This window comes from Pseudomonas sp. IPO3778 (assembly GCF_013386825.1).
GTDB lineage: Bacteria > Pseudomonadota > Gammaproteobacteria > Pseudomonadales > Pseudomonadaceae > Aquipseudomonas.
On record NZ_JACARC010000027.1, the window covers coordinates 1 to 23141 of the forward strand.

Genomic DNA, 23141 nt, shown 5'->3' on the forward strand with positions numbered 1-23141 from the left:
GTTCATCGCCAAGGTGGTTTTACCCATCGCCGGGCGACCAGCGATGATGATCAGTTGCTCAGGCTTGAGCCCTTGCAGCTTCTCGTCCAAATCCTCGATGCCCGTAGAAAGGCCGTCGATGCCCTCCCCCCGGTCAGCACGCGACTGCAAGACTTCGATGTAGTCGTCCAGAATGTCAGAAGCTTTTAGCACCTCGGATGTGGCTGACTGGCCATCAATGGCCTGCGCCTCGGCCTGCACCGCCGCGACCTTGTCTACTGTCGGCTGGTCGCTGTGGGCAATCTCATTAATTCGATTGCTCAGTTCGATCATCGCCCTGTCGAGGCTGCGCTCACGAACGGTGGCGGCATAGGAGGCGGCATTGGCAGCGCTTGGGGTGTTTCGGGTTACCTCGGCTGCATAGGCAACCGCATTGTCACCGCTCGGCAACGTGCTCAGGTACAGGCCTACGGTTACCGCGTCAGCCGGCTTACTTTCGCCGTGCAGCGCCATGATGCCCCGGTAGAGCGCGGCGTTATCGTCGTAGTAAAAGTCATCAACTGTGAGGTCAGCGCTGAGAATGTCGATCAGTTCCGGACGGAGGAACATCGCGCCAAGAACGCCATGTTCAGCCTCAACGCTGTAAGGGTCACGCATTGTAATTACCCTCCACGACTTTCACGAAGTTGCTCGGTTTGATCAACCAATCGAACGTCGCCCGAAAAGGCTTAGCCCCATCCCGGCCCTCACCCTCCCCCATCAGGAATGAACTCGAAGCAACCAGCGCGAAGAACTCAGCCCAAAAATCCAAATCCTGATGAACCGAGCTTTCGTTCCAGCGGGCCGCGATCTTCGTCACTCGGTCTTTGGTGAGCATCGCAACCTGAGGGAGAGCAGGAAGTGTTTTGTTGAACAGGTCGACGATTGCTTGAGACGGGCACTTCGGCTTCGAAACTTTCGCTGGTTGGTCACCGCCAACAAGAGGTGATGGTTCACTTGATGGTTCTCTTACGGTTCTGGGTGCAGCTGCTGCGGGGGTTTTTGTCGTGAGCTGCGGGGGTGGCGGTGCATCTGGTGCGGAGTGCATATCTTGCGGGGGTGCATATGCTGCGGGGGTAAGGGTGTACATGGTCGAGCGACCCATCCTTTCACGGACGGACAATATGTTCGCTTGCCCTAACCACTTGATGGCGCCCTGAACGGTCCTTTCGGCAAGGCAAGTGCGTTCAGCGATACGAGCCACCGACGGCCAGCAAACACCTTCGTCGTTTGCATTGTCAGCCAGCGATATCAGGACAGCCTTCTGCGGGCCGCTCATGCGTTGCAGCGGCCAGCACAGGCTCATGATGATGGTGCTCATGCGGAAACATCCTGGGCAGGTGCCAGGGACGCCTTCAAGTAATCGAGACATTCCCGGCGGAATTGAGACTTGGATGCATGCGAGTACTGGCCGCTGATCATAAGGGCGGCATTCATCGCTGCGGATTGATTGGTGACTGCATGTCGAGACACCTTTTCAGGCGCGTCAGAAAGTGTCGCGACATCGCCTGAACTATTGACTGCGGGGGTGTTTTTGATCATCATCGACCTCGCTAAAACGTTGCACTGAACCGCCCTGCCAGGCGGTTTTTTTATGCCTACGATTCAGGCGTTATAGGTGTCCGGCACATCCGTGGTAACTTTTTGTTTCCACACAACAAGGCCCTGGAGGCCGGACATATGAAATTGGATAGAGAATTTCAGAGGCGCATCCTTGAAGCCTGCTCCGAGGCTTACCCGGGGTTCATTTCGGATGAGAGCTGGAACGAACTCACAGACCAAGTCGACGAACAGACGCTCGGTGCGAACTTCGTCTACCTCTACCAACATGGACTCATGGAAAAGGCCGTTGACATAGGGGTTGACGGGCACTACAGCTTTAATCTTGGAGGCATGCGCTGCACCCAAAACGGAATGGACTTTCTCGCCGATGATGGTGGTCTCGGCGCCGTCTTGGGTGTCGTCACCATCAAGATTCACGGGGATACGCTCCGGGAGATCCTAGAAAGGAAAATCCTTGAGAGCGATACACCCCCAGCAGAGAAGAGTCGCCTCGTTCAAGGGCTGAAAGGACTCTCTGTCGAGGCCACAAAACACCTGACATTGAAATTACTGGACAAGGGACTGGAGCATCTGCCGGGAGCAGTTGCGCTAATTGGTACGTACCTTCAGCAAAACTATCGGTGATACCGGTTTTCGCCAGCTCAAACTTGGCGTAACCCATCTTCGAGCGCTGCCCGCCAACCTCCCCCCACAGCTCGAGCCAAAACTCAGGGATGGTCAGCCCCGCAATCGAGGGAATGATTTCCGTGCTAGCCGGGCTGCAACGCCCAGCAAAGGAAACCTGCACGACTTGGCTTTGCGTGATCTCGGTTGTCATCCCCTTCTCCGTTATCTATTTGGTTGGGTGATTCGGTCTTACCGGCGGAACGCTTGAATAGCTCCCGGCATAGGTCTGGGTCTTGTTCGTTGGGCAAATATTTTTTGAATACCGCGCTTTGCGAGCTCGCAGGAAGTCATTCCGCGCTCAGCAGCCACAGCCTCTAAAAACTCCAAGTCTCCGCCCTCGACCAACTCCTCGATGTCTGTGCCTTTTTCTTCATCTGGCATATGTTCTCCCGCCCCTGAGGGTCCTTATTGGTCCCTACTGAAAGGCTTTATGCCGCGCTGCTGTTTCTTTTAAGCTCTGCTCTCAGATCGTCGATGTAGGCCTTCAAGGCCTCACGCATCAGTACCGACTTTTTGGTTCTGTGAACCCTCGCGAGATAAATGAATGCCCCTTCGTATTCATCGTCGAGCAGGACTTTCGATTGATTTGTGTTCTTACGATTTGGACGTGATTCTTCTGGCATAGCGGTGTACTCCTTGCGGCTGATGAAAAGGTTTAGGTGGCTAGCTTCTGAAGCGCCTCTTGGTAGAGAGCCTCGATAGCTTTGCCGGTCTCATAACGAACCCCGGCACCTTTACTAGCCCGGTGAATGGTTGGCTGAGTTGTCTCAATGTGATCTGCAATCGCCTTCTGGGAAAAACCCATGGCGAATAAGCCGCTCAGCATTTGTTGAATCGTCATAGGTGCCTCCAACTCGGCGACGCATTGATTTAATGATACGCGCACGTATTGGTCGAGGCAATACACTCCCGCGATACGTTTTTCTATTGGTGGCAAATGAGTATTGGGGAGCGGATTGGCGCTGAAATGGCTGCCAGGGGATGGAGCGAAGGTGAAATGGCGCGGCGGACGGGGCTCAAGCAACCGACCGTTCACCGGATTGTTGCTGGTGAATCAAAATCGCCAAAGAGAGAAAACATCGAAAAGATTGCAAAGGCTCTTCGATTGCCAAGCAAATGGCTTTGGGATGGCGGCCCGCGGCCTGAATCGTCGTTGAATGATGAATCCAACGTGGTATCCGGCCCACCAATCACCACGCCTGCTCGAAGGATCGACATCATGGGTACCGCGCAGATGGGCCCCGATGGGCATTGGGTCGGGCTCGAAGATGCCGGTGGATTTGTTGAAACATGGTCGCGCGATTCTGATGCCTATGCCCTGCTCCTTCGAGGCGACTCAATGGCTCCGGCGATTCGCAGCGGATGGATTGCTGTCTGCGAACCGAACCACAGACTCGTACCTGGCGAGTATGTAATGGTCACCACGACTGACGGCCAAAGCATGGTCAAAGAATTACTGTTCCATAACGAAAAAGAAGTCAGCCTAATGTCGATCAACGCTGCCTATGAGCGCCGTACAGTGCCTTGGACAGAAATCGAAACCATTCACTACGTGGGCGCAATTCTAGGTCCTAGCAAAGTGCTAGGCAGAATATAGCCGCTACCGAAATTGCCTATTCTGTCCAGACGTTAGACATAACAAATGTTTCATTTCTAAGTTATTGTCAATTCTCTGGCGCCAAAATACTGTATAAAAAAACAGTACAAGAGACTCATAATGGCAAAGGCTAACTCGATACCGCCGGCGACTCAAACCACATATGGCGCGCTAGGTGTGCGCCTTCAGGCAATCATCAATTCCCCAAAAGCGCAGAAAGCTAAGGCTGCCCTCCTGGAGCGAATGCCCAGCGACAGGCCGGAAGACTGGGATCAGTTGTTGGAAGAGATCGCCGAGAACGAGAACGTAACGATCGCACATCGAGATGATGGACTGATCCAGCTTTTCTGGACTGTACCGAAAGAAGACTGAAACCCCGATATCTCTTTGCCCGCCAAGTGCGGGCTTTTTTGTGCCCTGAGAAAAATTGATACGCAAACGTATTGACGAGGATCAATACGCTGACGTATCGTTAGCTCATCGCGGCGACTTACGAGGGTCTGCGAAGGGGCTACGCCCTGCCGCTCTTTAGTCGCATAGCTTCAAAGAATAGGCAGCGATGAACCGGCCTTAACGGTTCAGAGGGTTGGCAACTGACCCGGGTGTGCAGCGTAAAGCACCAAGACGAGTTATCCAGCGGGAGAACAAGCCGAAAGGCCCGCGGCTGGAGTGACATTTGATTCAAGCCGGTGACCGATGCCAGTAGCGGGTCACGGCGCCACAGATTTACTGATGCCGCTTCTATGAGGCGGCATTGGAAATCAACGGAGATGGAAAATGAAGAAGTGGCTGATTTTCAACATGCACGAAGGCAGACAAATCGGCGAGCGCCTTGGATATGAAGATCGTGATATCGCCGAACGTTGCGCAAAAAACTACAGCACGCTGGCCGGCAACTGGTATGCCGAAATCGGTGTATTCGAACTGGTCAGCAAAGCGAAGTTTGCGCCGCAAGGCGATTTAACAAGGCTTGATGATCCAGCCCAGGATAAGGCGGGTTGATTAAGCATCGGGTCTTTTCACTGATGCACCTGGTTACCCGGGTGCATTGGGAAAACAACCGGAGACAGCAGCATGCAAATCAATCAGCAGAAAACGGTGCAAGTCGATGTGACTGAGCTGCACCTGCACATCAAGGTGTGGGACGGATTCACCGCAGATCTGAAGGATGCTCAGGGCGCAGACGCGGGCGGTTACACAGACTACGTACCGGACTTCTTCCCGGGTAAGCATTACGGCGACTACCTGATCCTGAACATCGACCTGGAGACAGGCCAGATCAAAAACTGGAAGAAGCCAGTCGCCGCCGACATCGAAAAGATGATCGAAGCGAGCGACGACGACTGATCAGCCAGCGCCACGACAGCCTGTCGTTAACTGCCCGAGGCCCTGGTACTCCCCAGCACCTGGCTGCATCGGAGTGTGATCTGAATGCGCAGGCTGATGCGCACCTGTGAGCGGATAGCGTGTAACGAACCCCACGACAGGGAGTAAGTGTCGTGAATCGGGCCACAGCACATGCAAAGCCGCCTTGAACGAAGCCGGAGATCAGCGCCGGCCAGATCACACCCCGATGCGGACGACCAATACCGCTATGCGGCCACCTGCATCAACCACCCACTGGAGAACACCATGCTCCAACTGATCCTGATCGGCGTCGCGCTGAGTTATGAGAGGCCAGAACCTCGAGTGCTTGCAAGCGTGCCAGGCGATCAAGTGCGCTTCCATCGCGAGGCCTGGCGAAGTACTGCCGGGGTCGCGGCGTTCTGGCGCTGACGGTCCCGCCAAAAACTCAAACCACTGCATCTGTGAAAGGCCCGAACGTCCACGGGCCTTTCTTTTGCGCGCGTTTATCCGTCAGCACCCTCCCCTGCGCCCAACGGTAACCAGCAGGCGGTCAGGTTGCTGACGAATAAACGCAACCCACACCGAGGATCAATCATGCATCCATCATTTCAAGAACGCATCGATGAACTTGGCGTGCTTCTTCGTAAAACCCACGCCGCGCGAGTTGATTTCTTCGAGCGCATTAAGCGCGTCATGCCCACCAAAAAGGTTCGCTTCCAAGTGTCCAGTGAAAGCGGCGGCATGTATCGGGTGATTGATCTGAGCACCGGCAAGACGCGGGCTTTCCGCGAAACCTTCAAGGCCGCATACGACATCGCGCTTCAGTTCGAAGATAAGGCCAATCGCCTTCCTGGCGGTGCCCCGTGATCGGCGTACCGATGGCCAACCCGCGGATGTTTCGGAACGAGAGTTTGGCGGAGCTACAGCGGGAGCCGGGTGATGAGATCTAGAGCCGCTAAGGCAAGTTAAGATCGGTCACCTATTTTAATGAGTCGTGGCAGCCGTACTTGTTCCGACAGGCGGGACAATGATGTCTGCACGCAACCCGGTCTTAACATCGCGAACTGCGAAATCCCACGCGCCTCCCCATGTTGCCCCATAGAGGCCGTAAGTATGCCCAGCTAAAAGCTCAATGTTCCTTTCAACAGCTATTGAGTGGCGATGAATCGTGAAGTCTTTCCAAACCTTTATTCGATGCGTGCCTGGCCCTATAAAGTACTGATACTGCCGGCCCACCCAAAACAGCGTTCCGTCATCATCAACCTTCAATATCGATAATGATTTGTCGATCAGATTGATCGTGGCGACATCTGAATTAGCCTTTCCTTCTGCGCTTTTATGCGTGTAGTGCATACATCCTGACAGCATGAAGCTGAGCAGAAATAGCGTTGCAAAACGTAAAAAATCTATATGCCGCATCAAAAGCTCCCCAAGGCTCATCTCCAAAGCGGCAATAGATACCCTATCCCTTTCCGAAATGCCACATTGCCGTCACCCGATCACGGAGGGCGGCGCCTACCCGAGGTAATCGCAATGCCTGTACTCCACAGCGCAACCCATAAGATCGACAAGAAGCCAGACGGCAGCCCCGCCGTTCTGTTCCTCGGCGGCGCCGAGCAAGTCGAAAGCCAGGCCCGCGACGATCTGATGCATCAGTTCAACGAAAGCTACAACGGTACCGCCGGCAAAGGGTGGGGCTTCTTTCATGCTGAGTCGGGCGCCTTCCCACTCAGCGGCTGGCTCGGTAAGTACCTGGCGGGAGTTGGTGACTTCCTCAAATTCAGCACCATCGCTGTCGAGCACCTGGTCAGGCTGATGGAAGAGTCGAACCTGACCACCGGCGGGCACGCTCTCTTCTGCCACTATCAGCAAGGCCTGACCGAGTACCTGGTAATTGCCCTGGTGCAGGAAACCGAGGCGGTGACCATGACCGAGGAACTCAGCCTGCTTACCGTCAAGCGCCTGGACTTGGACCACATCCGCTTGGCCGCGCGCATCAACCTCAGTGAATGGAAAGGCAATCCGCAGTCGAAGCAATACATCTCGTACATCAAGGGCAAGCAGGGTCGCAGGCTCAACGATTACTTCCGAGACTTTATCGGCTGCCAGGAAGGTATCGACGGGCCTAGCGAAACCCGCACACTGCTGAAGGCGTTCAGCGATTTCGTGGAAAGCGAGGACATGATCGAAGATGCAGCCCGCGAGAAGACGCACACCCTCGTCAGCTATTCCATGGCCCAAGCCAAGCTGGGCGAGCCGATCACCCTAGATGAGCTGTCGAGCCTGATCGACGAAGACCAGCCGAAGAACTTCTATGACTTCATCAAGGCGAATGACTATGGGATTTCCGAAAGCCTGCCGCCGGATAAAAAGACCCTCAACAAATTTCGGCGCTTCACCGGCCGGGCCGAAGGCATGTCGATCAGCTTCGAAGCACACCTACTGGGCGACAAGATCAAGTTTGACGAAGAAGACGGCACACTGACGCTACGCGGCCTGCCAACGCAGCTCACCGAACAGCTCAAGCGCGCAGCGGCGTGAGGCCTGAGGCCCAAAGTAGCGCCGCTCTCTGGAGGGAAAGCGGCGCCTGCTTATGCCTTAGCTCGTACGGAAGCTACAGCCGCCTCAACCTCATTCCATGCATTGCTGACGTGTGGATGCTCTGCTTGACGATACTTCGAGTTGTCGATGATTAAGGATTTAGCTTTCTGGCTGATCTTTACCAGGTCCAAATCTAGATCCTGAGCCGCGCCCAACACTGCGACAAGGGCCTGCTCTAAAGCTATTTCACGATCTGTAGCCATTTTCATCTCTCCTTGATCCAGCCCCATGCCGGTCACCCGTAATACTCCAACCCAAACCAAATTGCCACCACCTGTAACGGAGGGCGGCGCCTGACTGGAGATAAGTTAGGGTGTATCCCCCCTAAACTTATAAAGAAGATTAAATTAGTAATTGTTGCCCATTAGGAACGGGCGGCCAATAAGATAAAAACCCAACAAGCTTACTACGATTAAAACCATAGAGATCAAATACCTCGTCCCTCATGTAACGCAGAGCACTATCAACCTTAAGAAAAAGTAGTCCATCCTCTCTTTTGTAAAGAGCTGTATCAGTTTGCAAGGGAGCGCCGACAATATAATCGCCAACAGCTGGAATTTCGATCACACCCACAAAGTCTTCAAAAAGATTATTGTAGACGTCCATATTCGGGACGTGCCGCAAATAATGATCGACAACAAGATATACAGCACCATTAGATGCGTCTCTTATGCGACTTCCATTGGCAGGTGTAGGTTTTTCCTTATCCCCGATGGTTCCACAGATCGTTACCTGAGCATGATTATAACTCACAGCAAGGTAAAAAGGACCGTCGGCTGATTTGCACGCTACATTGAGTACAGCTATCCCATCAGCCCCTGTCAATACTATTGCGTTACCTGGATCGGTTTCTACACCTGTGGGATTTGGAAATCGCGTTTCAAAGTACACTTTTTCTCCAGCGATCGGACTCCCACTAGCATCCTTAAGAAGAATAATTATAGGATCTAATTTAGCCTCATTTTTACCGTCGAATGTTTGTCTTCGAGGTTTTGTTTGATGATCGCCGGAAACAATGACAAGCGTCACATTTTCTTTCGGCTGTGGGTATCCAACAGTAAGATTAAACGTTACAGGCGGTGTATCATCAATATATACATTAACAACAAACGACCCCTCTCCATACATTGCGCGGACACTGTAACCATTTATATGATTTAAAACTGCAAATCCGCCCTCATTAGTCTTTGTTGCCAAAAAAAAGCTATCACCACCATTGATTTGCGGAGTAATATCACCCTGATAGGTTTTAAACCCTACGTTAATATCAGCTGCTGGCACACCATCGTCTTGCGTAACCTGCACAGTTAAAGGCGCAAAATAAGCCATTGGATTCATAGGATCTGAGGAAACGGTTAGTGGAACTAATTGATTATCGCCTGAAACAATTGTTAACTTCATTTTCTGGCCTCTGCAAAAAAAATCGGACTTCAATCTCAAACATATACTTTTTATCGTTATATTTCTGAGCCGAATATTGAAGCTCCACTGACAAAACCACCTCTCCGATCCGGTCTCGTGCCGGTAACCCGTAATACCCCATATCAACGAAATCTGCCAGAAGGCTCGGTAGCAGGTAACCCGGCCAGGTCACGCCATCGAGCCAGATCAGCAATCAGCCTGAGCCCCTGGCGAACCTCAGCCTCAAGCCTTTCTTCGGGAAGCATGAGTAGTCGCACAACCTCATCGCATATCAGGCGTATCGCTTCCACATCGGTTTTCGTGCTCATCGCAGTTACAGCCCGTTTATCCAGAATGCAAATTGGCGAATTGAGTCAACCGGCAAAAATCGACTGACTTGCCAAACCATAAAATCTCATATAACACGCCTTATTGGCCCTGTGCGCCAGTCGTGTTCGATCACATGATTCCCAAAGAAAACTCCGGTAGTGATCCACCCATTTTTCTCGGACGACAAAAAGCCTAAAACGTAGTCGTCCCAAAACTCAGACTCAGTCTGAACCTGATCAACCATTGCTTCCGCAACAATATTTATAACTCTTACAAGCAAAAATTCAGTTAGATGCACAAACCAATCAAGCTTGTTGGGCTCTATTTTCTGAGAGCTAAAGTCCGTACCGCCCTCATGTATTATTTCGCACCGATACCCGTACATCTCCCTAATGGCTTGCTTCCACTCGGAAGCATGAGGATTACTGTTTGACTTGAAAAACGAACTCAAGTGAATGTCTGAATGAATGACTTTTGAATAAGCCTTACTTGGAGCACCTAGCAACAAGGGATACCGTTTAGACACACCTGTACCGTCCCTTTCGTCTGGTTTCAAAAGGGCCTCAAGTGCAATCCAGTTAAAAGCGAATTTGTGGGCGATATGCGCTGAATGTTGAGATTCCCTCTGCCAATCCATGCACTTCACCAAGCAATTCCCCAGAGGCGTCAAGGAATTACGTAAAGACTGACCAAGAAACCAATCCCAGAAGCAGTATGGAGGAGCTTGTATCAAAAATGGCCCAACCCCAGATGCAGGTTCTTCTATCGGGGTCCAAACTCCAGATTTATATACGGCCCCAATTGCACGCCCTTCCTGTCGATTCCAAGCAAGAAGACGTGCCTTAGCAAGAAATACTTTTTTATTAAAAATCGAAAGAGCAGTATCAGCGAAAAGCAAACCAACACTAATACCGTAATCACTTGTATCCAGCATCGGAATTATTATTAGCTTAGTATCGCCCAGAGTTATTTTTTCTGAGAATTCCATACCAAAAGATACAAAAGACTTTCTTAACGCCTCATTCAGTCCGGGGGAAGATCGCACACCGAACTGGCTCTCTCTGAGTATATAGGCGTCGGGGCCTTGGCCTAGAGGCACAAGCGGAGCAGTTGCCACCCCGGTTATTGCGAGCGCAATCCATGTGGAGTCCTGGTCAAGCTCGAATGCAGACATTCTTCGCCACCATCCTCTCACCAAGTTCTCGTCCAGCAACCTGTGCCAGACCACGATCAACATAGGTTCGGTCACCAGCAACACCCGGCACAACTACCTCACCACCACGCTTCACCTCGACGTTGATACGCCAGGTCTCCCGGCCTTCCTCGTCCTTGTCGCACTCCATGTAGTTCCAAACCTGAAAGCCTTCGATCTCATCGTAAATATCGTGCTTGGTCATGGTCCAGCCCATTTAGAGGAAGGGGCCATCGTAGCACCACACCGCCCGGGCATGGCCCGGCAAGGACTCCCCATGCCTACAGAAAACAAACCGGCTGATCCCTTCGGGCCGAGCGGCCGCACTTTTCACATTCATCCGAGCGTACGCGGGGCGATTCGCGATTTCAGCAAGCGCCAACTCAAAGGCATGTTCCGCGTTGACGGGCGTGAATGCACCGCCGACGAGGCGAAGGACCACCTGCTCGAAGCGCTGGCCCAGGGTAAAGAGGTGCTTCCATTCGGGCCGCCGTGTGAAGGCTTCGATTTCACCGGCGGGGGCTGTCCTGGTCATGACAAGGAGGCCGCATGAAGCGCATCTACCTCAGCGGGCCCATGACCGGCCTGCCCGGCCTCAACTTCGCCGCCTTCCACGCCATGACCACCAACCTGCGCGCCGGCGGCCACACCGTCACCAACCCCGCCGAACTCAACCCCGACGGCGGCACCTGGAACGACTGCATGCGCCGCGACATTGCCGCCCTGATGGACTGCGACACGGTGGCCACCCTGCCCGGCTGGGAGCATTCAAAGGGTGCTCGCCTGGAAGTCCTGATCGCCGAACGCCTCGGCATGACGGTTGTGAATGCCCATGATCTGGTAACGAGGGAGGCTGTATGACCACCAACCAAACGATTGACGGCTTGCCGCTTGAGCTGTTGCGCAGGGTTTCCGACCCTTACGCCCCCAAAGGCCAGGAGCTGGCCCGTGCAGAGCTGCGCGCCCTGCTGGATGCGCCAGCCGCCCAGCCCCAGGGTGGGCCAATACTGATACAGGCTGTGGCCATCACTCGTCAGAACGATGACGGGATGTACCTGGAATGGTTGCTTGAGGGTGGGATTTCCGAAATGGAGTTCCCTGGACAAGTGCTGTTTGCCATGCCCGAGGCCAACGATCTGTGTGATGAGGATGGCAGCGCCGAGATCTACATCCGGCCAGTCGAGCAACCCGCGCCGGTAGCGGTGGTGCTGCCTGAGCGATCCAATCAGGACTATGCCATTGAGCATGCCGAATACATGGCCCAGTCAGCCGACGAGGTGCTGGCGAAGTTCCAGGCATACGGCCTGGCTCTGCTGGCCGTTGATGAGGGAGGTGACGACGGCGAAGGTGAGCTGCTTGAGAATATCGACTCCACCCGCAGCGACCTGCAGGAGTCACTGGTAGATCTGCGCAGCATGGTTTACGAGTTCCGCAAGCGTGCCGCCAAACCCCGATAGGAGTACATCCGTACTCCTCCCGCAAAACCTGTAACCCCTCCCCCTTCAACGTCAGCCGCTATAGCGGCGAGGACAAGCTCGCCTATGAAAAGAACAGTCGTGCTCACCGGCAAGGCAGTCGTGAACTTCCGGAAGGTCATTGAGTACATCGATGACGACGAGGTCGAGCAACTGCTGGCCAGCAATGATCTGCGGGAAAGCCAGATCGACGACGATGACCTGCTCGACATCGAGTGGATTCATGACGATGTCGATATCAAGGTGACGCCATGATCGCCACCCCCTGGTTCGCCTACGTCTTCATCTACAAGGGGCTGAGGCCATGAAAGAGCATCGCGTTTTGATCGGCGACTGCATTGAATCGATGCGGACGCTGCCAGACAACAGTATTGACAGCGTGGTCACCGATCCGCCCTACGGTATTCGCTTCATGGGCAAGAGCTGGGATGGCCAAGACATCGAGGCTCGAGCCGTTTACCGGGCCAGCATGCCTTCACACGCATCGGCCTGCGGTCCGAATGGTGGTCACAGGTCAGTAGCTGCCGAGGCCGGCAAGTATGACCTGACGCCCAAAGGCATGCGCGCCTTCCAGGCATTTACGCTGGAGTGGGCAACCGAATGCCTGCGAGTGCTCAAGCCCGGCGGACACTTGCTGTCGTTCGCCGCTGCGCGCACTTACCACCACATGGCGGTCGGCATTGAAATGGCTGGCTTCGAGATCCGAGACCAGATCATGTGGGTATTTGGCTCAGGCTTCCCGAAGTCTCACAACCTGAAGGGCGATCGCGCTGGATGGGGTACCGCGCTGAAGCCAGCGCATGAGCCAATCTGCGTGGCGCGCAAGCCTTTCAGCGGGACCGTGGCAACCAACATGGCCAGGTGGGGTACTGGCGGTCTGAACATCGACGGCTGCCGCGTGCCGGCCGTGGATGCAGAAGCCTTGGCAAAGAACTGGGACCGGGATACCACCGTAGACATGCGCGGTGGCAAGTTCATCGGCGGCAAGTCTGGCTCAATCGCGATGACGGCCGGGGCCTCGGCACTAGGCCGTTGGCCTGCGAACCTGATCCACGATGGCAGCGACGAAGTAGTTGCCTTGTTCCCGGCGCAAGCAGGGGCCAGTGCGCCGGTGATGGGCACCGAACCTACGGCCAATGGCTTCAGCGGGGCGGTGAGCTACAGCGGCATGCGCGAGCGAGTGGCCGGCGCGTTTCACGCTGACAGCGGAAGCGCAGCCAGGTTCTTCTACTGCGCCAAGACCAGCCCAAAGGATCGCCATGAGGGCCTGGCACACCCTGGCCCTCAATTCAAAATGGGCACCACCCTGCGCACAGTCGAAACCGCCGATACGAAAGGGAACAACCACCCTACCGTCAAGCCAACCGACCTGATAGCCTACCTGTGCCGTCTTGTCACCCCGGCCGGCGGCGTAGTGCTGGACCCTTTCATGGGCAGCGGCAGCACCGGCAAAGCAGCAATGCGCGAGGGCTTCGAGTTCGTGGGGTGCGAAATTGACGAGCAGTACGCGGCGATCGCCCGGGCCCGCATCGAATATGAAGTACTCCAGCAACAAGTGCAGAAGGTTGAATCCGACCAACTCGATCTATTCGCAACTGCCTAACCCCAATCCCCCTACATGCCTGCCGGTGAGCGGCGGGCGAGGTATCCGTATGCCTGCAAACAGTGAATACAGCATGACACGCAGCGATGCGACGGACCTGTCAGGCATTGCCCAGTTCGACCTGGCAATGCGGCGAGAGGCGCTGACCAGCTATCTTCAGCGCAATGGCTCGCAGCGCCTGGTTGAGTTCACGGCGCAACTGATCGGCATGGCCAACTCGGTCGCGGAGAACTGCGCAGAGATGAGCGACCTGGTGCTGATCGTGGAATGCGGCGTTCACCCTGACAAATTCATCAGCGTGAACCTGCCCACCATCATCGGCGCCTGCCAAGGCGTAATGATCGCCAGCAAGTGCGACCCGGCGGGTGCGTGCCATGGGTGCGCGTACCGCTTGGGATCTATTGCCAATCAGTCACCCATCACCACTTGCGATGCGGAATTCATGGCCCACGACCAAAAAGGCTTCATGTGCCATGCCCACCTGGACGCTGAAGGCGAACCCATCAAGGTGTGCGTCGGGCACGCAAGAGCAGCAAAACCCTAACCCACCTTCTGCCGCCCAGCGCGGCAAGGACACCACATGTTCGCAATCAAACTCACCCTGATCCTGCTGGGCGCTTTGCTGTACCTGGTCGGCAGCGGCTGCTGGTTCTTCTGGATCGCACCCCGCCTTCTGGCGGACGGCGAAACGGCCGACATCCTCTACGCCTTCGCCGGAACCTGCGGCTGGCTGCTGATCACCTTCGGCCTATTCATTCACATCATCAAAACAGCGCGGCCCACGGCGGCCGGCGGGAGATAATCATGAGCACTGCACAGAAAAATGAACAACCGATCGAGTACATCCGAATTGCTGAAGTTCGTCGAATCTCAGGCCTCAGCACCCCGACCATCTACAGACTGGCGGTGGGTGGGAAATTCCCCCGCCAGGCCAAGGTTGGTCTGCAGGCCGTGGCCTGGGTCCGCGCCGAAGTCGAGCGGTGGGCAGCTGGGCGAGCGGCTGAGCGGGCGCCCTAACCCTCTTCTGCCAGTAATCCGTCCAGGTAGTCCGCCCAGTCCTGCATCATCCCCCTTCGCTGCTCAACGTACTCCGCATGGTTGTACGTCTTGCGCACCTTCCCGGAACTGGCGTGCGAAAGCTGCGCCTCGATCCAGTCCTCGTTGTAGTTCATCTCGTTCAGGGCCGTCGATATCGTGGCACGGATTCCGTGCCCGGTCAGGCGCCCCTCATATCCCATGCGTTTCAACGCCATGTTGACCGTGCCGTCGCTGATCGGTTTGCTTGGGTCTATCCGGCCCGGGATCAGCAGCTTGTAGCGGCCGGTCATATCGTGGACTGCGCGCACCTCTTCGACCGCCTGGCGCGAAAGCGGCACCAGATACGGCGGCACCTTATCCCCTCCTTTTGCCCTGATCACCTTCTGTAGCTGCTTAACGCCCTCGGCCGGAATGGTCCAAAGGGCGTTCTCCAAATCAAACTGGGCCCAGGTCGCATGGCGAAGCTCGCCCGTGCGCACTCCGGTCAACAGCAATATCCGGATCGCGCTTTTGGTATAGGGCTCCCCCTTGCAGTCACGCAGCGCCACAAGGAAATCCTTGAGTTCATGCTGACGCAGCATTGGGTTGTGCTTCTCTGGGGGCTCCTTGGCCGCGACGATATCCAAGTCGGAAGCCGGGTTCGTGTCCATGTACCCCGAGGCAATGGCGAAACGAAATATCTCGTTGAGCCACGAGCGGCATTTGCGGGCCACGTTCAAGGCGCCGCGGGCTTCGATCCGGCGCATAGCCGATAGCGCATCCGAGCGCTTCACGTCCGCCACCGGTATTTTGCCCAGGGACGGGATCAGATCCTTGTCCAGATACAGGCGAGACTGGGACACGCCGCCCTTTTTGGCTGCGGTCATGCGCGGTGCGCGGAAGGCGAACCATTCGTTGGCCACAACCTCGAAGGTCTTCACCGCGCCGGTCACAGCTTCGCGCTTTTCTTCACGGCGCTGGGATCGGGGATCAATTCCCTTCGCGATGAGGGCTCTCGCCTGGTCGCGGCGTTCGCGCGCTTCTTTCAAAGTGATTTCGGGATAGGTGCCCAGGGATATGCGAGGCTGCTGTCCGTGCCATGAGAAACGGAAGTGCCACGCTTTCGAGCCTTTGGCGGCTACGAATAGGGCCAGCCCGGCGGTATCGCTGAGGCTGTAATCCTTGTCTTTGGGCTTTGCTTGCCTGACGGCCGTGTCAGTAAGAGGCATTTAGTACATCGCTTTAGTCAGTCGAATTCAGATGTGCTGACCAATGTACTAAAAATATTGAGAAGGGGTGAGAATGGATGAGAAGGTATAAGAACAAGAAAGCCCCGTAAGGCCAGTGCCTGCGGGGCTTTTTGAGAAGGGTTGATAACCCCTGAGAATCGAAAATGGTGCCCGAAGCCGGAATCGAACCGGCACGCCCTTACGAGCGGGGGATTTTAAGTCCCATGCGTCTACCAGTTTCGCCATTCGGGCGGTAGCGCTATACAGCGTGCCAAGCAGCTTTAAAAGCCCTTGAGCGTTGCAGCAGGCTAGGGAATATATAGATCCAGCCCCCTCGATGCAAGGTCGCGCTCGGGCTTTTTCAAACAAACCCGCTGCGCCCCGGCAAACAAAAAAGCTCGTCAGATCAGTGATCTACAGTTTCCGGCGGCGGGAGTGGGCCATGGCAGCGCTGGCTGCGTCGCCACGTACAGGGCGAGCACCGGGGCGCGTTATGAGAAGTAGGTCATTACGGCAATAACCACTGAAACCCAAACCAGGGTCATCAAAAACGACAGCGCAGCCAAGGTTTTGCCCATTTGCCTACTCGCCTCGATGAAAACCGTTTCAGTGGTCAGTTCTGTTGCCCGCTCCAGGCACGCTGTGGCGCTGCCCAGTCCCACCTGAGCATAACCAAGCCTGGCACACGCTGCCTACCGCTGTGCGCCGATGCGCCTGAAGAACCTCGCCGGCAGGATGGTGAATACGATACTGCCCACAGAAGATTAGTTCCTTGACCGCCTCAACCCGCGCGCAAGGCTGCGAGTTTGATCCCGAAGCCGATCAGGAATACCCCCGCCAACTTCTGAAACACTTGGGAGACTTTGGCGTTGGCGCGCAGCTTGGCCGCGAAAAAGCCGGTGAGGGTGACCACAATCAGGCCGTAGAAGAAGGTCAGCGTCGCGACGGTGGCGCCCATCAAGGCGAATGTCTGCAGGCCAGGGTTGGCCGCCGGGTCGATGAACAGCGGAAAAAACGCCATGTAGAACACGATGGTTTTCGGGTTGAGCAACGCGATGGTCGCGCCTTGGCGCAGGTAATGCCTCGGTTTGATATCGAGTATGGGTGCCGCACCAGGCTTGGCCAACAGCAGGCTCCCACCCAACCACATCAGGTACGCCGCCCCCAGCCATTGCACGGCGTGAAACGCCAGCGGGTGGGTCTGCAGGATCGCCGCCACGCCGGCCACCGCCAGCCACATCAGCACCTGGTCGCCCAGGATCACACCGAAGGTCGCCGCCATGCCGGCGCGGAAACCACCTTTACCGGTCGACGTGATCAGCGCCAGGTTGCCCGGGCCCGGAATCAGCAACAGGATGATGAAGGAAAGCACAAACGAGCCGTAATCAGTCACACCCAACATGGGATTGCCTCAAGGAAAATGAACGGGATAAGCCAGCGCCTTCTTCCTTAACACCGCTGAGCCGCCCTTTATTCCCTGATACCCGAAATTTTCCGGCCCCGGCTCTCCTGCCGCTACGGCTCCCCGGGCCATCTGATACGCTTTTTTCTTGTGCATCTGCCTCTGTATCGAAACCCGCCCTGCCCTGACAATACGCCCACTCCCGACACGCCCGTGGAGCCCGACAGGAACCGTCCTGCCGGCCCGTTCATTTCGGAGGCCTTATGGCTAAGATGGCATTTTTCCTGTTCGGTTTTCTTGCGCTGACCATCGCGATTGGTCTGCTTGCCACCATCTCACCAGTCTAGGGTTCAGCGAAACGTAACCATCTCAAAGTCTGCTGACGTTCCCGCCGCCTGCCTCGCCAACTCACTGATTGCGATCGTGCGCACCTGCGCCCCTTCGTTCCAGGGGTTGGTGTAGCTCAGCATGCCCGTCGCCGGGTTGATCTGGATGATCGCGAAGGCGTGCCCGTCGCCCTTGGACCAATCCCCATTGCGCGCTGGCTTGCCGCCGAACACCACCGCTGCCCGGCTGCCCACGGCGCTGGCATTTTTCAGCAGGAAGTCGGTGATGCCCTGGGGTGTGTTTTCGGCATCCGCCAGCCGCTGGTGATCGCCGTATTGGCCCGCCAGTAGTTCCATGACTTTATTGGTGGGCAACGAGCCCTTGGCCGGGTCGAGCTTGAAGTATTGGAACATCGCCCCGACCACGGCAGCGGCAGGCGGATCGCCCTTGCCATATTGATCCAGGTCGCCCGCCTGCAGGTGGTAAACCGTGGCCGGGGCGCCGGGCAGGCTGACGTTGAAGCTGCCATCGGCGTTGGTGGTGACGCCCTTGTGCAGGATCGTCGCCCCGGTGCGCGTATTGGCGAACGCCCTGACCACCGAGATGCCGACACAATCGCCTTCGCTGGTCTGGTTCAGATGGGTGCCCAGCGGTTCTGCGATCGGCGCCCCGGCCAACGCCGGCTTCCATGGGCCGGCGTCGATCACGCTGCCCTTGGCATCACGGCGCAGTGCATTGAGGCTGCCGTCGGCGCTGTAGCTACCGTCGCTCAGGGAGGCGACGATGTTCTTCACATCCGTGCGCAGGTTTTCCCGGGCGCCGCCGTCACGCTTCATGGCGTCCTGGAACGCTTGCGCTGCACCGATGATGCGCTGGCGCGTGGCATCGTCCGGCCGGGCGCCACGGCTTTGGTCCACGGCCTGGAGCAGTTGATGGTAGGTGCTTTCGATAGCCCGGATGCCGACCTGGGGCGCGGCAACGGCGACGCCGGCAGACGCCATGGCAAGGCTAAACGTGAGGAGTGAACAACGCAGGTGCTTATGAAAACGGCCAGGGAGTGGGTGCACGGTCGGGCATCTCGGATAAGGAAGTTTGGAAGCGATACGTCGAACCACCCTCCCGTTCAATCGCTTCGTGCCGCCGCGTCCCGTAGCAGGCCTGAAAAACAGCGGCGAGCATGCAATAGGCCGCCAAAACACGTCAATGGCGGCCTGTGGCTATGCCTGGCGGCGCGTCAGCCCGCAAAAAGCATCGGGTACAGCGACAGCACCAACAACCCCGCCATCGACCCATTGAACAGCCGCAACCAGCGCGGCTCGCGCAACACATTGCGCAAACCGCTGCCGCAGCCGGCCCAGATGCACACACTGGGCAGGTTCACCACGGCAAACACCGCGGCAATCAACAGCACGTTGGTGACATAACCGTCGGCCGGCGTGTAGGTGGTGATCGCGCCCAACGCCATGACCCAGGCCTTGGGGTTCACCCACTGAAACGCCGCCGCCCCCAGAAACGTCATGGGTTTGCGCTGGCCATCGGGCTCATCAGACATCGCACTGGCGTTCGCAATCTTCCAGGCCAGGTACAGCAAGTACGCCGCCCCCACGTAACGCAATACGGTGTACGCCCACGGCAGCGCCTTGAACACTTCACCGAGCCCCAGGCCCACGGCGATCACCAACAACATGAAACCAATACTGATGCCCAGCGCATGGGGAATCGAACGGATAAAACCGAAGTTCACCCCGGACGCCAGCAACATCGTGTTGTTGGGGCCGGGCGTGATCGAGGAAACAAAGGCAAACAACGCGAACGCTGATAACAGGCTTGAAGACATGAACATGGGCTGACATCCGAACGAAGTACTGTGTCACGACAGTAGAGCGTTGCGCAGAAACGCGCCCCGTACAGCTACGGGCAGATGCAGGCATACACTTTGTCAGGCTTGCGACGTCAGAAACTCGCGGTAGCGCGCCACTGTTTGCTCCGTCTGCTCGATCATCGGCAAGTGCCCCACGCCGTCCATGCACACCAACTGCGCATGGGCAATGCCTTGGGTCCAGGTTGACGCGCTGGCGATCGGGGCCATCCGGTCTTCGCGGCCCCATAGCAGCAGCGTGGGAACGTGCACATCCTTGAGCCAGGGTTCCAGGCGCGGGCTGCCGGAAAAGTCCGAGAAAATTTCGGCAAGCTGGTCACGCCGCTCGATATAGGCCTGCGCCTCAGCGGCCAGCAGTACTTCCGGGATCCACGGCGCAGAGGCCATGGTCATCGAGAAAAACCGGTCGAATTGCGCCCGCGAATGAATCAGGAACGGGTTGTCGCCCTGGTTGACCAGTTCTTCCACTTCATTGGGCTGGGGCAACAGCACGCCGACCGGGCCGATCAGCGCCAGTGACACCACACGCTCAGGGTGATGCACCGCCAGCCAGGTCGCGACATACGCCCCCATCGAGCTGGCGACCACATGGGCGGCGTCGATCCCACACTCATCCAGCAGCTCGATCAACCGCTGCGCCTGGGCCGCGATGCTGTAGTCCGCACCGTGCTGGAAAAGGTTTTTGCCATGCCCGGCAAGATCGGGAATAACCACGTGATAGTCCTGCGTAAAGTGCCGGGCGAAACCGAACCACACGCCTTTGTCGGCGCTGAAGCCGTGGATCAGCAGCAGCGGCGGCGCCTTGTCACGCGTGCCGCCCTGGTAGGTCGCCAGGGTCATGCGCCCAATGGCCACCGGCACCTCTTTCAGGCGAGCGCGCTTGGCCTCCACCGCCGCAATCAGCGCAAACAACAGGTTCCCGACGCGGGGGTAGGTCCACCACACCCACACAGCAGCTACCACCAGCAAGACGACGATCACCAGCATCAAGGATTCTCCGAACAGGGAAACGGCATACACGGTTCCAGAGTACGTAATAGAAGGAAAATTACAGCAGCCCGGCGCGTGTCGCTCAAGAAACTGCCATTGGTTTGCCTTCACTGATCGGTATACTTGCGCACTTCCCTGCACACTGTGCTGAACACATCCTGAAAGGACACTAGATGAGCAACTACCTCGACCGCGCGCTGACGGGCCTGCGGACCCTGGGCATCAACCTTCTGCAGCCGGTTCCAGATGCGCCGGTACTGGTATTGCTGGACCGCGTGGCCCAATACGACACCGCCAAAGTCACCGCCATCGCCGCAGTGCTGCAGCAGTCCACTACCTTCAACAGCGTGGTTCGCGAACAGATCGCCGGCATGGACATCTCCACGCGCTTCATGGACATCACCCAGAGCTTCACCTCGATCCGCGAAGACGCCGCCGCCATGGCCGGCTGGATGGATGACGGGCGCCTGGACACCGTGGAAAAACTCAAGCTGAGCTGGATGAACCTGCGCCGGGGCTCCATCCCCAGCCGCTTCAGCGAGATCCGCGAAAACTACCTGCAAGTGTGCAAGTCGGCTAACGACCAGATCGCCCGGGAAACCGTGATTCTGGAAGCCTATCTGGACTTCCGCATGGCCATGAAAGCGGCCGAGGTGGATGCCCAGCAAGTGCTCGCCATGGCGGGTCAGGTGCTGGAGCAACGCACCCAGGCCTTGAACGAGGCCAACGCCCAGGTCACGGCGGCCGAAACCCTGGCGCCGGCCGAGCGCGCCGCCCTGGAACTGCGCCGGGACGAAGCCGTGCGCGCCCTGCAGGACGAGGACAAGCGCTACCAGATCGTCAAGGACATCGCCGATGACCTCAAGGTGGGCTACAACACCGCTGAAATGGTCTTCGCCCGGATCAACCAGGTGCACGTGATCAAGGAGCGCCAGTACCAGCGCATGGTCTCGTTCTTCTCCACCAACGAAGTGGTGCTGACCGGCCTCGCCGTGTCGTTCACCAGCAACAGCGGGCTGGCCGAAGCCACCAACACCCTGAACGCCACCACCGACGGCATCAGCAAGGGCCTTGAAGCCCTGGGCGCCACCGGTAACCCGCAGATGGAAGCGGCCGTGAAGGCCAGCTATGGTTCCACCATCAAGGTCGACTCGGTGCGCGCGCTGGCCGATGCCACCCTGAGCTTCCAGACCGACATGCACGGCCTGACCGAAACCTACCGCGCCGAATCCAGCAACGCGTCCCGTGACATCGCCGAAGCCGTCGAAGAGGCCAAACGCAAGTTCGCCGCATTGCTGACCAAGGCCGCTTGATGAACGACGTTCTCCTCTCCGAGCAACTCGGCGCGATGGCGCTGGTGGACCAACTGCGTCACCAGCAGATGGCCGTTGAAAAAGACCTGAGCCTGCCGCAACGCCGCGCCGACGTGGCGGCGCGCATCCGCGAGTATTACCAGAACAACGGCATTCAATTTACCGATGAGCAGATCGACCAGGGCGTGCGCGAGTTCTTTTCCAAACGCCTGGTGTTCGAGGCGCCGGAACTGTCTGCGCTTGACCGGTTCTGGAGCAACGTACTCCTCAGACGGCATCGCGGCATACTGATCCTGCAATTGATCGCGATCTCCATACTGGTGGTGCAATGCAGCCGGGTGATGGTCGCCAGAAGCGAAATCAACCATGCCCAAAGAGCGGCCATTGCCAGGGAGGCGAACGCCGCACAAAAACAGGTGGACATCGCCAACCTGAAAGCACGCCTGAGCGCCGTGCAACAGGACCCGGCCTACCTTGAGGGCAGCGACCTCTTCAGTGCCCTGCCCCGCCTGAACACCAAGGCCGAGCATGCCCTGGCCATGGTCGATACTTCAGGGGTGGATTACGCCAACGAGCAGATCGGCGTACTGGAGGCGTTTTTAGCCAAGGTGAAGGCGGTCCAGCCTTTGACCGACCAGCTCAACGAACTGACCCGCAAGGTCGCCGACATTCACCTGCCCGCCACCGACAGCAAAGCGACTCGGGCCATGCAGGCCGAATTGGTCCAGATCAAAGACCTTCTCGGGAAATTCGAGATCGAAAAAGCCGGCGGCCAACTCAGGGCCCTGCGTGCCACTACCGAACTGGTGCCCAAAGAGGTGACCCTGCGCATCGTCGACCGACCCGGTACGCCGTCCGGTGTCGAGCGCTGCTACAACAAGGCGCTGTGCAACAACGACCCCGGCTCGACCCAGGGCAAAAGCTGGTACCTGGTTGTCGAAGCCGTCGACCTGTCGGGTCAGCCAGTGCTGCTACCCACCACCAGCAGTGAAACCGGCACGGGCGCCTGGGCCAGCCAGTTTGCGGTGCGGGTTCCCCAAGCCGAATACCTGAAGGTCAAGGCCGACAAGCTCGACGACGGCCACCTGAGCAACCGCGTGATCGGCCGCAAGCCGCCCGGCAGGATGGAAGTCACCTACTTGAGCCAACGGACCACCGACCCGCTCGAAACGATATTGGAGTGGTGAAGAC

At 57.0% G+C, this 23141-nt stretch carries 33 protein-coding genes and 1 tRNA gene; 18 read left to right on the forward strand and 16 right to left on the reverse strand.

Annotated elements, in window-relative coordinates:
* Both HX855_RS11265 and HX855_RS11270 read right to left on the reverse strand, forming a co-directional pair.
* Window positions 1-636, reverse strand: a 636-nt coding sequence (locus HX855_RS11265; RefSeq protein WP_305729404.1) for a DnaB-like helicase N-terminal domain-containing protein, incomplete at its 3' end; no start/stop codon positions are given.
* A complete protein-coding gene (locus HX855_RS11270; RefSeq protein ID WP_177085247.1) occupies window positions 629-1339 on the reverse strand; it encodes a helix-turn-helix domain-containing protein in 711 nt (236 codons plus the stop codon). The genes HX855_RS11265 and HX855_RS11270, both read right to left, overlap by 8 nt.
* 359 nt (window positions 1340-1698) lie before the next feature.
* Here HX855_RS11270 and HX855_RS11275 point away from each other — a divergent pair, with 359 nt between their 5' ends.
* Complete coding sequence (locus tag HX855_RS11275; RefSeq protein ID WP_177085249.1) at window positions 1699-2205, forward strand: hypothetical protein; 507 nt, start codon at window positions 1699-1701, stop codon at window positions 2203-2205.
* A 231-nt stretch (window positions 2206-2436) separates the two neighbouring features.
* On the opposite strand, the gene HX855_RS11280 is transcribed toward HX855_RS11275, so the two are convergent.
* The 3 genes from HX855_RS11280 to HX855_RS11290 are packed head-to-tail and all read right to left on the reverse strand — an operon-like array spanning window position 2437 to window position 3088.
* Complete coding sequence (locus HX855_RS11280) at window positions 2437-2628, reverse strand: hypothetical protein (RefSeq protein WP_177085251.1); 192 nt, start codon at window positions 2626-2628, stop codon at window positions 2437-2439.
* A 47-nt stretch (window positions 2629-2675) separates the two neighbouring features.
* The gene (locus HX855_RS11285) at window positions 2676-2870 is read right to left on the reverse strand and encodes a hypothetical protein (protein ID WP_177085253.1); all 195 of its coding nucleotides are present in this window, start codon (window positions 2868-2870) and stop codon (window positions 2676-2678) included.
* Between the two features lie 32 nt (window positions 2871-2902).
* Window positions 2903-3088: a hypothetical protein gene (locus tag HX855_RS11290; protein ID WP_177085255.1), complete on the reverse strand. Its 186-nt coding sequence runs from the start codon at window positions 3086-3088 to the stop codon at window positions 2903-2905.
* Between the two features lie 96 nt (window positions 3089-3184).
* On the opposite strand from HX855_RS11290, the gene HX855_RS11295 reads away from it, so the two are divergent.
* From HX855_RS11295 to HX855_RS11320, 6 genes are all read left to right on the forward strand, one after another.
* The gene (locus tag HX855_RS11295; protein WP_177085257.1) at window positions 3185-3844 is read left to right on the forward strand and encodes a LexA family transcriptional regulator; all 660 of its coding nucleotides are present in this window, start codon (window positions 3185-3187) and stop codon (window positions 3842-3844) included.
* 120 nt (window positions 3845-3964) lie between these two features.
* Window positions 3965-4216, forward strand: coding sequence for a DUF1654 domain-containing protein (locus tag HX855_RS11300; protein ID WP_177085259.1), 252 nt, complete (start codon window positions 3965-3967; stop codon window positions 4214-4216).
* A gap of 405 nt (window positions 4217-4621) precedes the next feature.
* Window positions 4622-4846: a hypothetical protein gene (locus HX855_RS11305; protein WP_177085261.1), complete on the forward strand. Its 225-nt coding sequence runs from the start codon at window positions 4622-4624 to the stop codon at window positions 4844-4846.
* Between the two features lie 72 nt (window positions 4847-4918).
* A complete protein-coding gene (locus tag HX855_RS11310) occupies window positions 4919-5191 on the forward strand; it encodes a hypothetical protein (protein WP_177085262.1) in 273 nt (90 codons plus the stop codon).
* 285 nt (window positions 5192-5476) lie between these two features.
* Window positions 5477-5620 (forward strand): hypothetical protein, encoded by a 144-nt coding sequence (locus HX855_RS11315; protein ID WP_177085264.1) that lies wholly within the window; start codon window positions 5477-5479, stop codon window positions 5618-5620.
* Window positions 5621-5785: 165 nt separating this feature from the next.
* Window positions 5786-6058 carry a hypothetical protein gene (locus tag HX855_RS11320; RefSeq protein ID WP_177085266.1) on the forward strand — a complete coding sequence of 91 codons (273 nt, stop codon included), beginning with the start codon at window positions 5786-5788 and terminating at the stop codon, window positions 6056-6058.
* 117 nt (window positions 6059-6175) lie between these two features.
* On the opposite strand, the gene HX855_RS11325 is transcribed toward HX855_RS11320, so the two are convergent.
* Entirely contained in the window at window positions 6176-6610 is a 435-nt protein-coding gene (locus HX855_RS11325) for a hypothetical protein (protein WP_177085268.1), read from the reverse strand.
* Window positions 6611-6724: 114 nt separating this feature from the next.
* Here HX855_RS11325 and yejK point away from each other — a divergent pair, with 114 nt between their 5' ends.
* Window positions 6725-7732, forward strand: coding sequence for a nucleoid-associated protein YejK (yejK, locus tag HX855_RS11330; protein ID WP_177085270.1), 1008 nt, complete (start codon window positions 6725-6727; stop codon window positions 7730-7732).
* A 50-nt stretch (window positions 7733-7782) separates the two neighbouring features.
* Here the strand turns inward: yejK and HX855_RS11335 are convergent, their stop codons facing one another.
* The 4 genes from HX855_RS11335 to HX855_RS11350 form a co-directional block, all read right to left on the reverse strand.
* On the reverse strand, window positions 7783-7995 hold the full coding sequence (locus HX855_RS11335; protein ID WP_053256777.1) for a hypothetical protein: 213 nt from the start codon (window positions 7993-7995) through the stop codon (window positions 7783-7785).
* A gap of 139 nt (window positions 7996-8134) precedes the next feature.
* Entirely contained in the window at window positions 8135-9193 is a 1059-nt protein-coding gene (locus tag HX855_RS11340; RefSeq protein ID WP_177085272.1) for a hypothetical protein, read from the reverse strand.
* 415 nt (window positions 9194-9608) lie between these two features.
* Complete coding sequence (locus HX855_RS11345; RefSeq protein WP_177085274.1) at window positions 9609-10697, reverse strand: HEPN domain-containing protein; 1089 nt, start codon at window positions 10695-10697, stop codon at window positions 9609-9611.
* Window positions 10678-10920, reverse strand: coding sequence for a hypothetical protein (locus HX855_RS11350; protein WP_177085276.1), 243 nt, complete (start codon window positions 10918-10920; stop codon window positions 10678-10680). Before HX855_RS11350 ends, HX855_RS11345 begins: the two co-directional genes overlap by 20 nt.
* A gap of 72 nt (window positions 10921-10992) precedes the next feature.
* Here HX855_RS11350 and HX855_RS11355 point away from each other — a divergent pair, with 72 nt between their 5' ends.
* From HX855_RS11355 to HX855_RS11390, 8 genes are all read left to right on the forward strand, one after another.
* Entirely contained in the window at window positions 10993-11268 is a 276-nt protein-coding gene (locus HX855_RS11355) for a hypothetical protein (protein ID WP_177085277.1), read from the forward strand.
* Window positions 11265-11576, forward strand: coding sequence for a DUF4406 domain-containing protein (locus HX855_RS11360; protein WP_046068898.1), 312 nt, complete (start codon window positions 11265-11267; stop codon window positions 11574-11576). Before HX855_RS11355 ends, HX855_RS11360 begins: the two co-directional genes overlap by 4 nt.
* Complete coding sequence (locus HX855_RS11365; protein WP_177085279.1) at window positions 11573-12172, forward strand: hypothetical protein; 600 nt, start codon at window positions 11573-11575, stop codon at window positions 12170-12172. The genes HX855_RS11360 and HX855_RS11365 overlap by 4 nt, the downstream gene beginning before the upstream one ends.
* Window positions 12173-12256: 84 nt before the next feature.
* Entirely contained in the window at window positions 12257-12445 is a 189-nt protein-coding gene (locus HX855_RS11370; RefSeq protein WP_177085281.1) for a hypothetical protein, read from the forward strand.
* 49 nt (window positions 12446-12494) lie between these two features.
* On the forward strand, window positions 12495-13793 hold the full coding sequence (locus HX855_RS11375) for a site-specific DNA-methyltransferase (protein WP_177085283.1): 1299 nt from the start codon (window positions 12495-12497) through the stop codon (window positions 13791-13793).
* 49 nt (window positions 13794-13842) lie between these two features.
* Entirely contained in the window at window positions 13843-14337 is a 495-nt protein-coding gene (locus HX855_RS11380; RefSeq protein WP_177085286.1) for a hypothetical protein, read from the forward strand.
* Between the two features lie 36 nt (window positions 14338-14373).
* Window positions 14374-14595, forward strand: coding sequence for a hypothetical protein (locus HX855_RS11385; protein WP_177085288.1), 222 nt, complete (start codon window positions 14374-14376; stop codon window positions 14593-14595).
* Window positions 14596-14597: 2 nt separating this feature from the next.
* The gene (locus tag HX855_RS11390) at window positions 14598-14810 is read left to right on the forward strand and encodes an AlpA family transcriptional regulator (RefSeq protein ID WP_177085290.1); all 213 of its coding nucleotides are present in this window, start codon (window positions 14598-14600) and stop codon (window positions 14808-14810) included.
* Here HX855_RS11390 and HX855_RS11395 read toward each other — a convergent pair.
* From HX855_RS11395 to HX855_RS11420, 6 genes are all read right to left on the reverse strand, one after another.
* Window positions 14807-16039: an integrase arm-type DNA-binding domain-containing protein gene (locus HX855_RS11395; protein ID WP_177085293.1), complete on the reverse strand. Its 1233-nt coding sequence runs from the start codon at window positions 16037-16039 to the stop codon at window positions 14807-14809. The genes HX855_RS11390 and HX855_RS11395 overlap by 4 nt on opposite strands.
* A gap of 165 nt (window positions 16040-16204) precedes the next feature.
* Window positions 16205-16291, reverse strand: a tRNA-Leu gene (locus tag HX855_RS11400).
* Window positions 16292-16820: 529 nt separating this feature from the next.
* Entirely contained in the window at window positions 16821-17441 is a 621-nt protein-coding gene (locus HX855_RS11405) for a LysE family transporter (protein WP_177085295.1), read from the reverse strand.
* Window positions 17442-17791: 350 nt separating this feature from the next.
* Window positions 17792-18769, reverse strand: a complete 978-nt coding sequence (locus tag HX855_RS11410) for a hypothetical protein (RefSeq protein ID WP_256352985.1) — start codon at window positions 18767-18769, stop codon at window positions 17792-17794.
* Window positions 18770-19002: 233 nt separating this feature from the next.
* Window positions 19003-19611 (reverse strand): LysE family translocator, encoded by a 609-nt coding sequence (locus HX855_RS11415; protein ID WP_177085297.1) that lies wholly within the window; start codon window positions 19609-19611, stop codon window positions 19003-19005.
* 96 nt (window positions 19612-19707) lie between these two features.
* Window positions 19708-20634, reverse strand: a complete 927-nt coding sequence (locus HX855_RS11420; protein ID WP_177085299.1) for an alpha/beta fold hydrolase — start codon at window positions 20632-20634, stop codon at window positions 19708-19710.
* Window positions 20635-20810: 176 nt separating this feature from the next.
* Between HX855_RS11420 and HX855_RS11425 the strand changes: the two genes are divergently transcribed.
* Both HX855_RS11425 and HX855_RS11430 read left to right on the forward strand, forming a co-directional pair.
* Complete coding sequence (locus HX855_RS11425; protein WP_177085301.1) at window positions 20811-21950, forward strand: merozoite surface protein 3b; 1140 nt, start codon at window positions 20811-20813, stop codon at window positions 21948-21950.
* Window positions 21950-23137 (forward strand): DUF6384 family protein, encoded by a 1188-nt coding sequence (locus HX855_RS11430; protein WP_177085303.1) that lies wholly within the window; start codon window positions 21950-21952, stop codon window positions 23135-23137. Before HX855_RS11425 ends, HX855_RS11430 begins: the two co-directional genes overlap by 1 nt.
* Window positions 23138-23141 lie beyond the last annotated feature (4 nt).

Coding starts and splice junctions, on each gene's coding strand:
- HX855_RS11270 (WP_177085247.1), bottom strand. CDS start 1,339: ATGAGCACCATCATCATGAGCCTGTGCTGGCCGCTGCAACGCATGAGC.
- HX855_RS11275 (WP_177085249.1), top strand. CDS start 1,699: ATGAAATTGGATAGAGAATTTCAGAGGCGCATCCTTGAAGCCTGCTCC.
- HX855_RS11280 (WP_177085251.1), bottom strand. CDS start 2,628: ATGCCAGATGAAGAAAAAGGCACAGACATCGAGGAGTTGGTCGAGGGC.
- HX855_RS11285 (WP_177085253.1), bottom strand. CDS start 2,870: ATGCCAGAAGAATCACGTCCAAATCGTAAGAACACAAATCAATCGAAA.
- HX855_RS11290 (WP_177085255.1), bottom strand. CDS start 3,088: ATGACGATTCAACAAATGCTGAGCGGCTTATTCGCCATGGGTTTTTCC.
- HX855_RS11295 (WP_177085257.1), top strand. CDS start 3,185: ATGAGTATTGGGGAGCGGATTGGCGCTGAAATGGCTGCCAGGGGATGG.
- HX855_RS11300 (WP_177085259.1), top strand. CDS start 3,965: ATGGCAAAGGCTAACTCGATACCGCCGGCGACTCAAACCACATATGGC.
- HX855_RS11305 (WP_177085261.1), top strand. CDS start 4,622: ATGAAGAAGTGGCTGATTTTCAACATGCACGAAGGCAGACAAATCGGC.
- HX855_RS11310 (WP_177085262.1), top strand. CDS start 4,919: ATGCAAATCAATCAGCAGAAAACGGTGCAAGTCGATGTGACTGAGCTG.
- HX855_RS11315 (WP_177085264.1), top strand. CDS start 5,477: ATGCTCCAACTGATCCTGATCGGCGTCGCGCTGAGTTATGAGAGGCCA.
- HX855_RS11320 (WP_177085266.1), top strand. CDS start 5,786: ATGCATCCATCATTTCAAGAACGCATCGATGAACTTGGCGTGCTTCTT.
- HX855_RS11325 (WP_177085268.1), bottom strand. CDS start 6,610: ATGCGGCATATAGATTTTTTACGTTTTGCAACGCTATTTCTGCTCAGC.
- yejK (WP_177085270.1), top strand. CDS start 6,725: ATGCCTGTACTCCACAGCGCAACCCATAAGATCGACAAGAAGCCAGAC.
- HX855_RS11335 (WP_053256777.1), bottom strand. CDS start 7,995: ATGGCTACAGATCGTGAAATAGCTTTAGAGCAGGCCCTTGTCGCAGTG.
- HX855_RS11340 (WP_177085272.1), bottom strand. CDS start 9,193: ATGAAGTTAACAATTGTTTCAGGCGATAATCAATTAGTTCCACTAACC.
- HX855_RS11345 (WP_177085274.1), bottom strand. CDS start 10,697: ATGTCTGCATTCGAGCTTGACCAGGACTCCACATGGATTGCGCTCGCA.
- HX855_RS11350 (WP_177085276.1), bottom strand. CDS start 10,920: ATGACCAAGCACGATATTTACGATGAGATCGAAGGCTTTCAGGTTTGG.
- HX855_RS11355 (WP_177085277.1), top strand. CDS start 10,993: ATGCCTACAGAAAACAAACCGGCTGATCCCTTCGGGCCGAGCGGCCGC.
- HX855_RS11360 (WP_046068898.1), top strand. CDS start 11,265: ATGAAGCGCATCTACCTCAGCGGGCCCATGACCGGCCTGCCCGGCCTC.
- HX855_RS11365 (WP_177085279.1), top strand. CDS start 11,573: ATGACCACCAACCAAACGATTGACGGCTTGCCGCTTGAGCTGTTGCGC.
- HX855_RS11370 (WP_177085281.1), top strand. CDS start 12,257: ATGAAAAGAACAGTCGTGCTCACCGGCAAGGCAGTCGTGAACTTCCGG.
- HX855_RS11375 (WP_177085283.1), top strand. CDS start 12,495: ATGAAAGAGCATCGCGTTTTGATCGGCGACTGCATTGAATCGATGCGG.
- HX855_RS11380 (WP_177085286.1), top strand. CDS start 13,843: ATGCCTGCAAACAGTGAATACAGCATGACACGCAGCGATGCGACGGAC.
- HX855_RS11385 (WP_177085288.1), top strand. CDS start 14,374: ATGTTCGCAATCAAACTCACCCTGATCCTGCTGGGCGCTTTGCTGTAC.
- HX855_RS11390 (WP_177085290.1), top strand. CDS start 14,598: ATGAGCACTGCACAGAAAAATGAACAACCGATCGAGTACATCCGAATT.
- HX855_RS11395 (WP_177085293.1), bottom strand. CDS start 16,039: ATGCCTCTTACTGACACGGCCGTCAGGCAAGCAAAGCCCAAAGACAAG.
- HX855_RS11405 (WP_177085295.1), bottom strand. CDS start 17,441: ATGTTGGGTGTGACTGATTACGGCTCGTTTGTGCTTTCCTTCATCATC.
- HX855_RS11410 (WP_256352985.1), bottom strand. CDS start 18,769: ATGGCGTCTGCCGGCGTCGCCGTTGCCGCGCCCCAGGTCGGCATCCGG.
- HX855_RS11415 (WP_177085297.1), bottom strand. CDS start 19,611: ATGTTCATGTCTTCAAGCCTGTTATCAGCGTTCGCGTTGTTTGCCTTT.
- HX855_RS11420 (WP_177085299.1), bottom strand. CDS start 20,634: ATGCTGGTGATCGTCGTCTTGCTGGTGGTAGCTGCTGTGTGGGTGTGG.
- HX855_RS11425 (WP_177085301.1), top strand. CDS start 20,811: ATGAGCAACTACCTCGACCGCGCGCTGACGGGCCTGCGGACCCTGGGC.
- HX855_RS11430 (WP_177085303.1), top strand. CDS start 21,950: ATGAACGACGTTCTCCTCTCCGAGCAACTCGGCGCGATGGCGCTGGTG.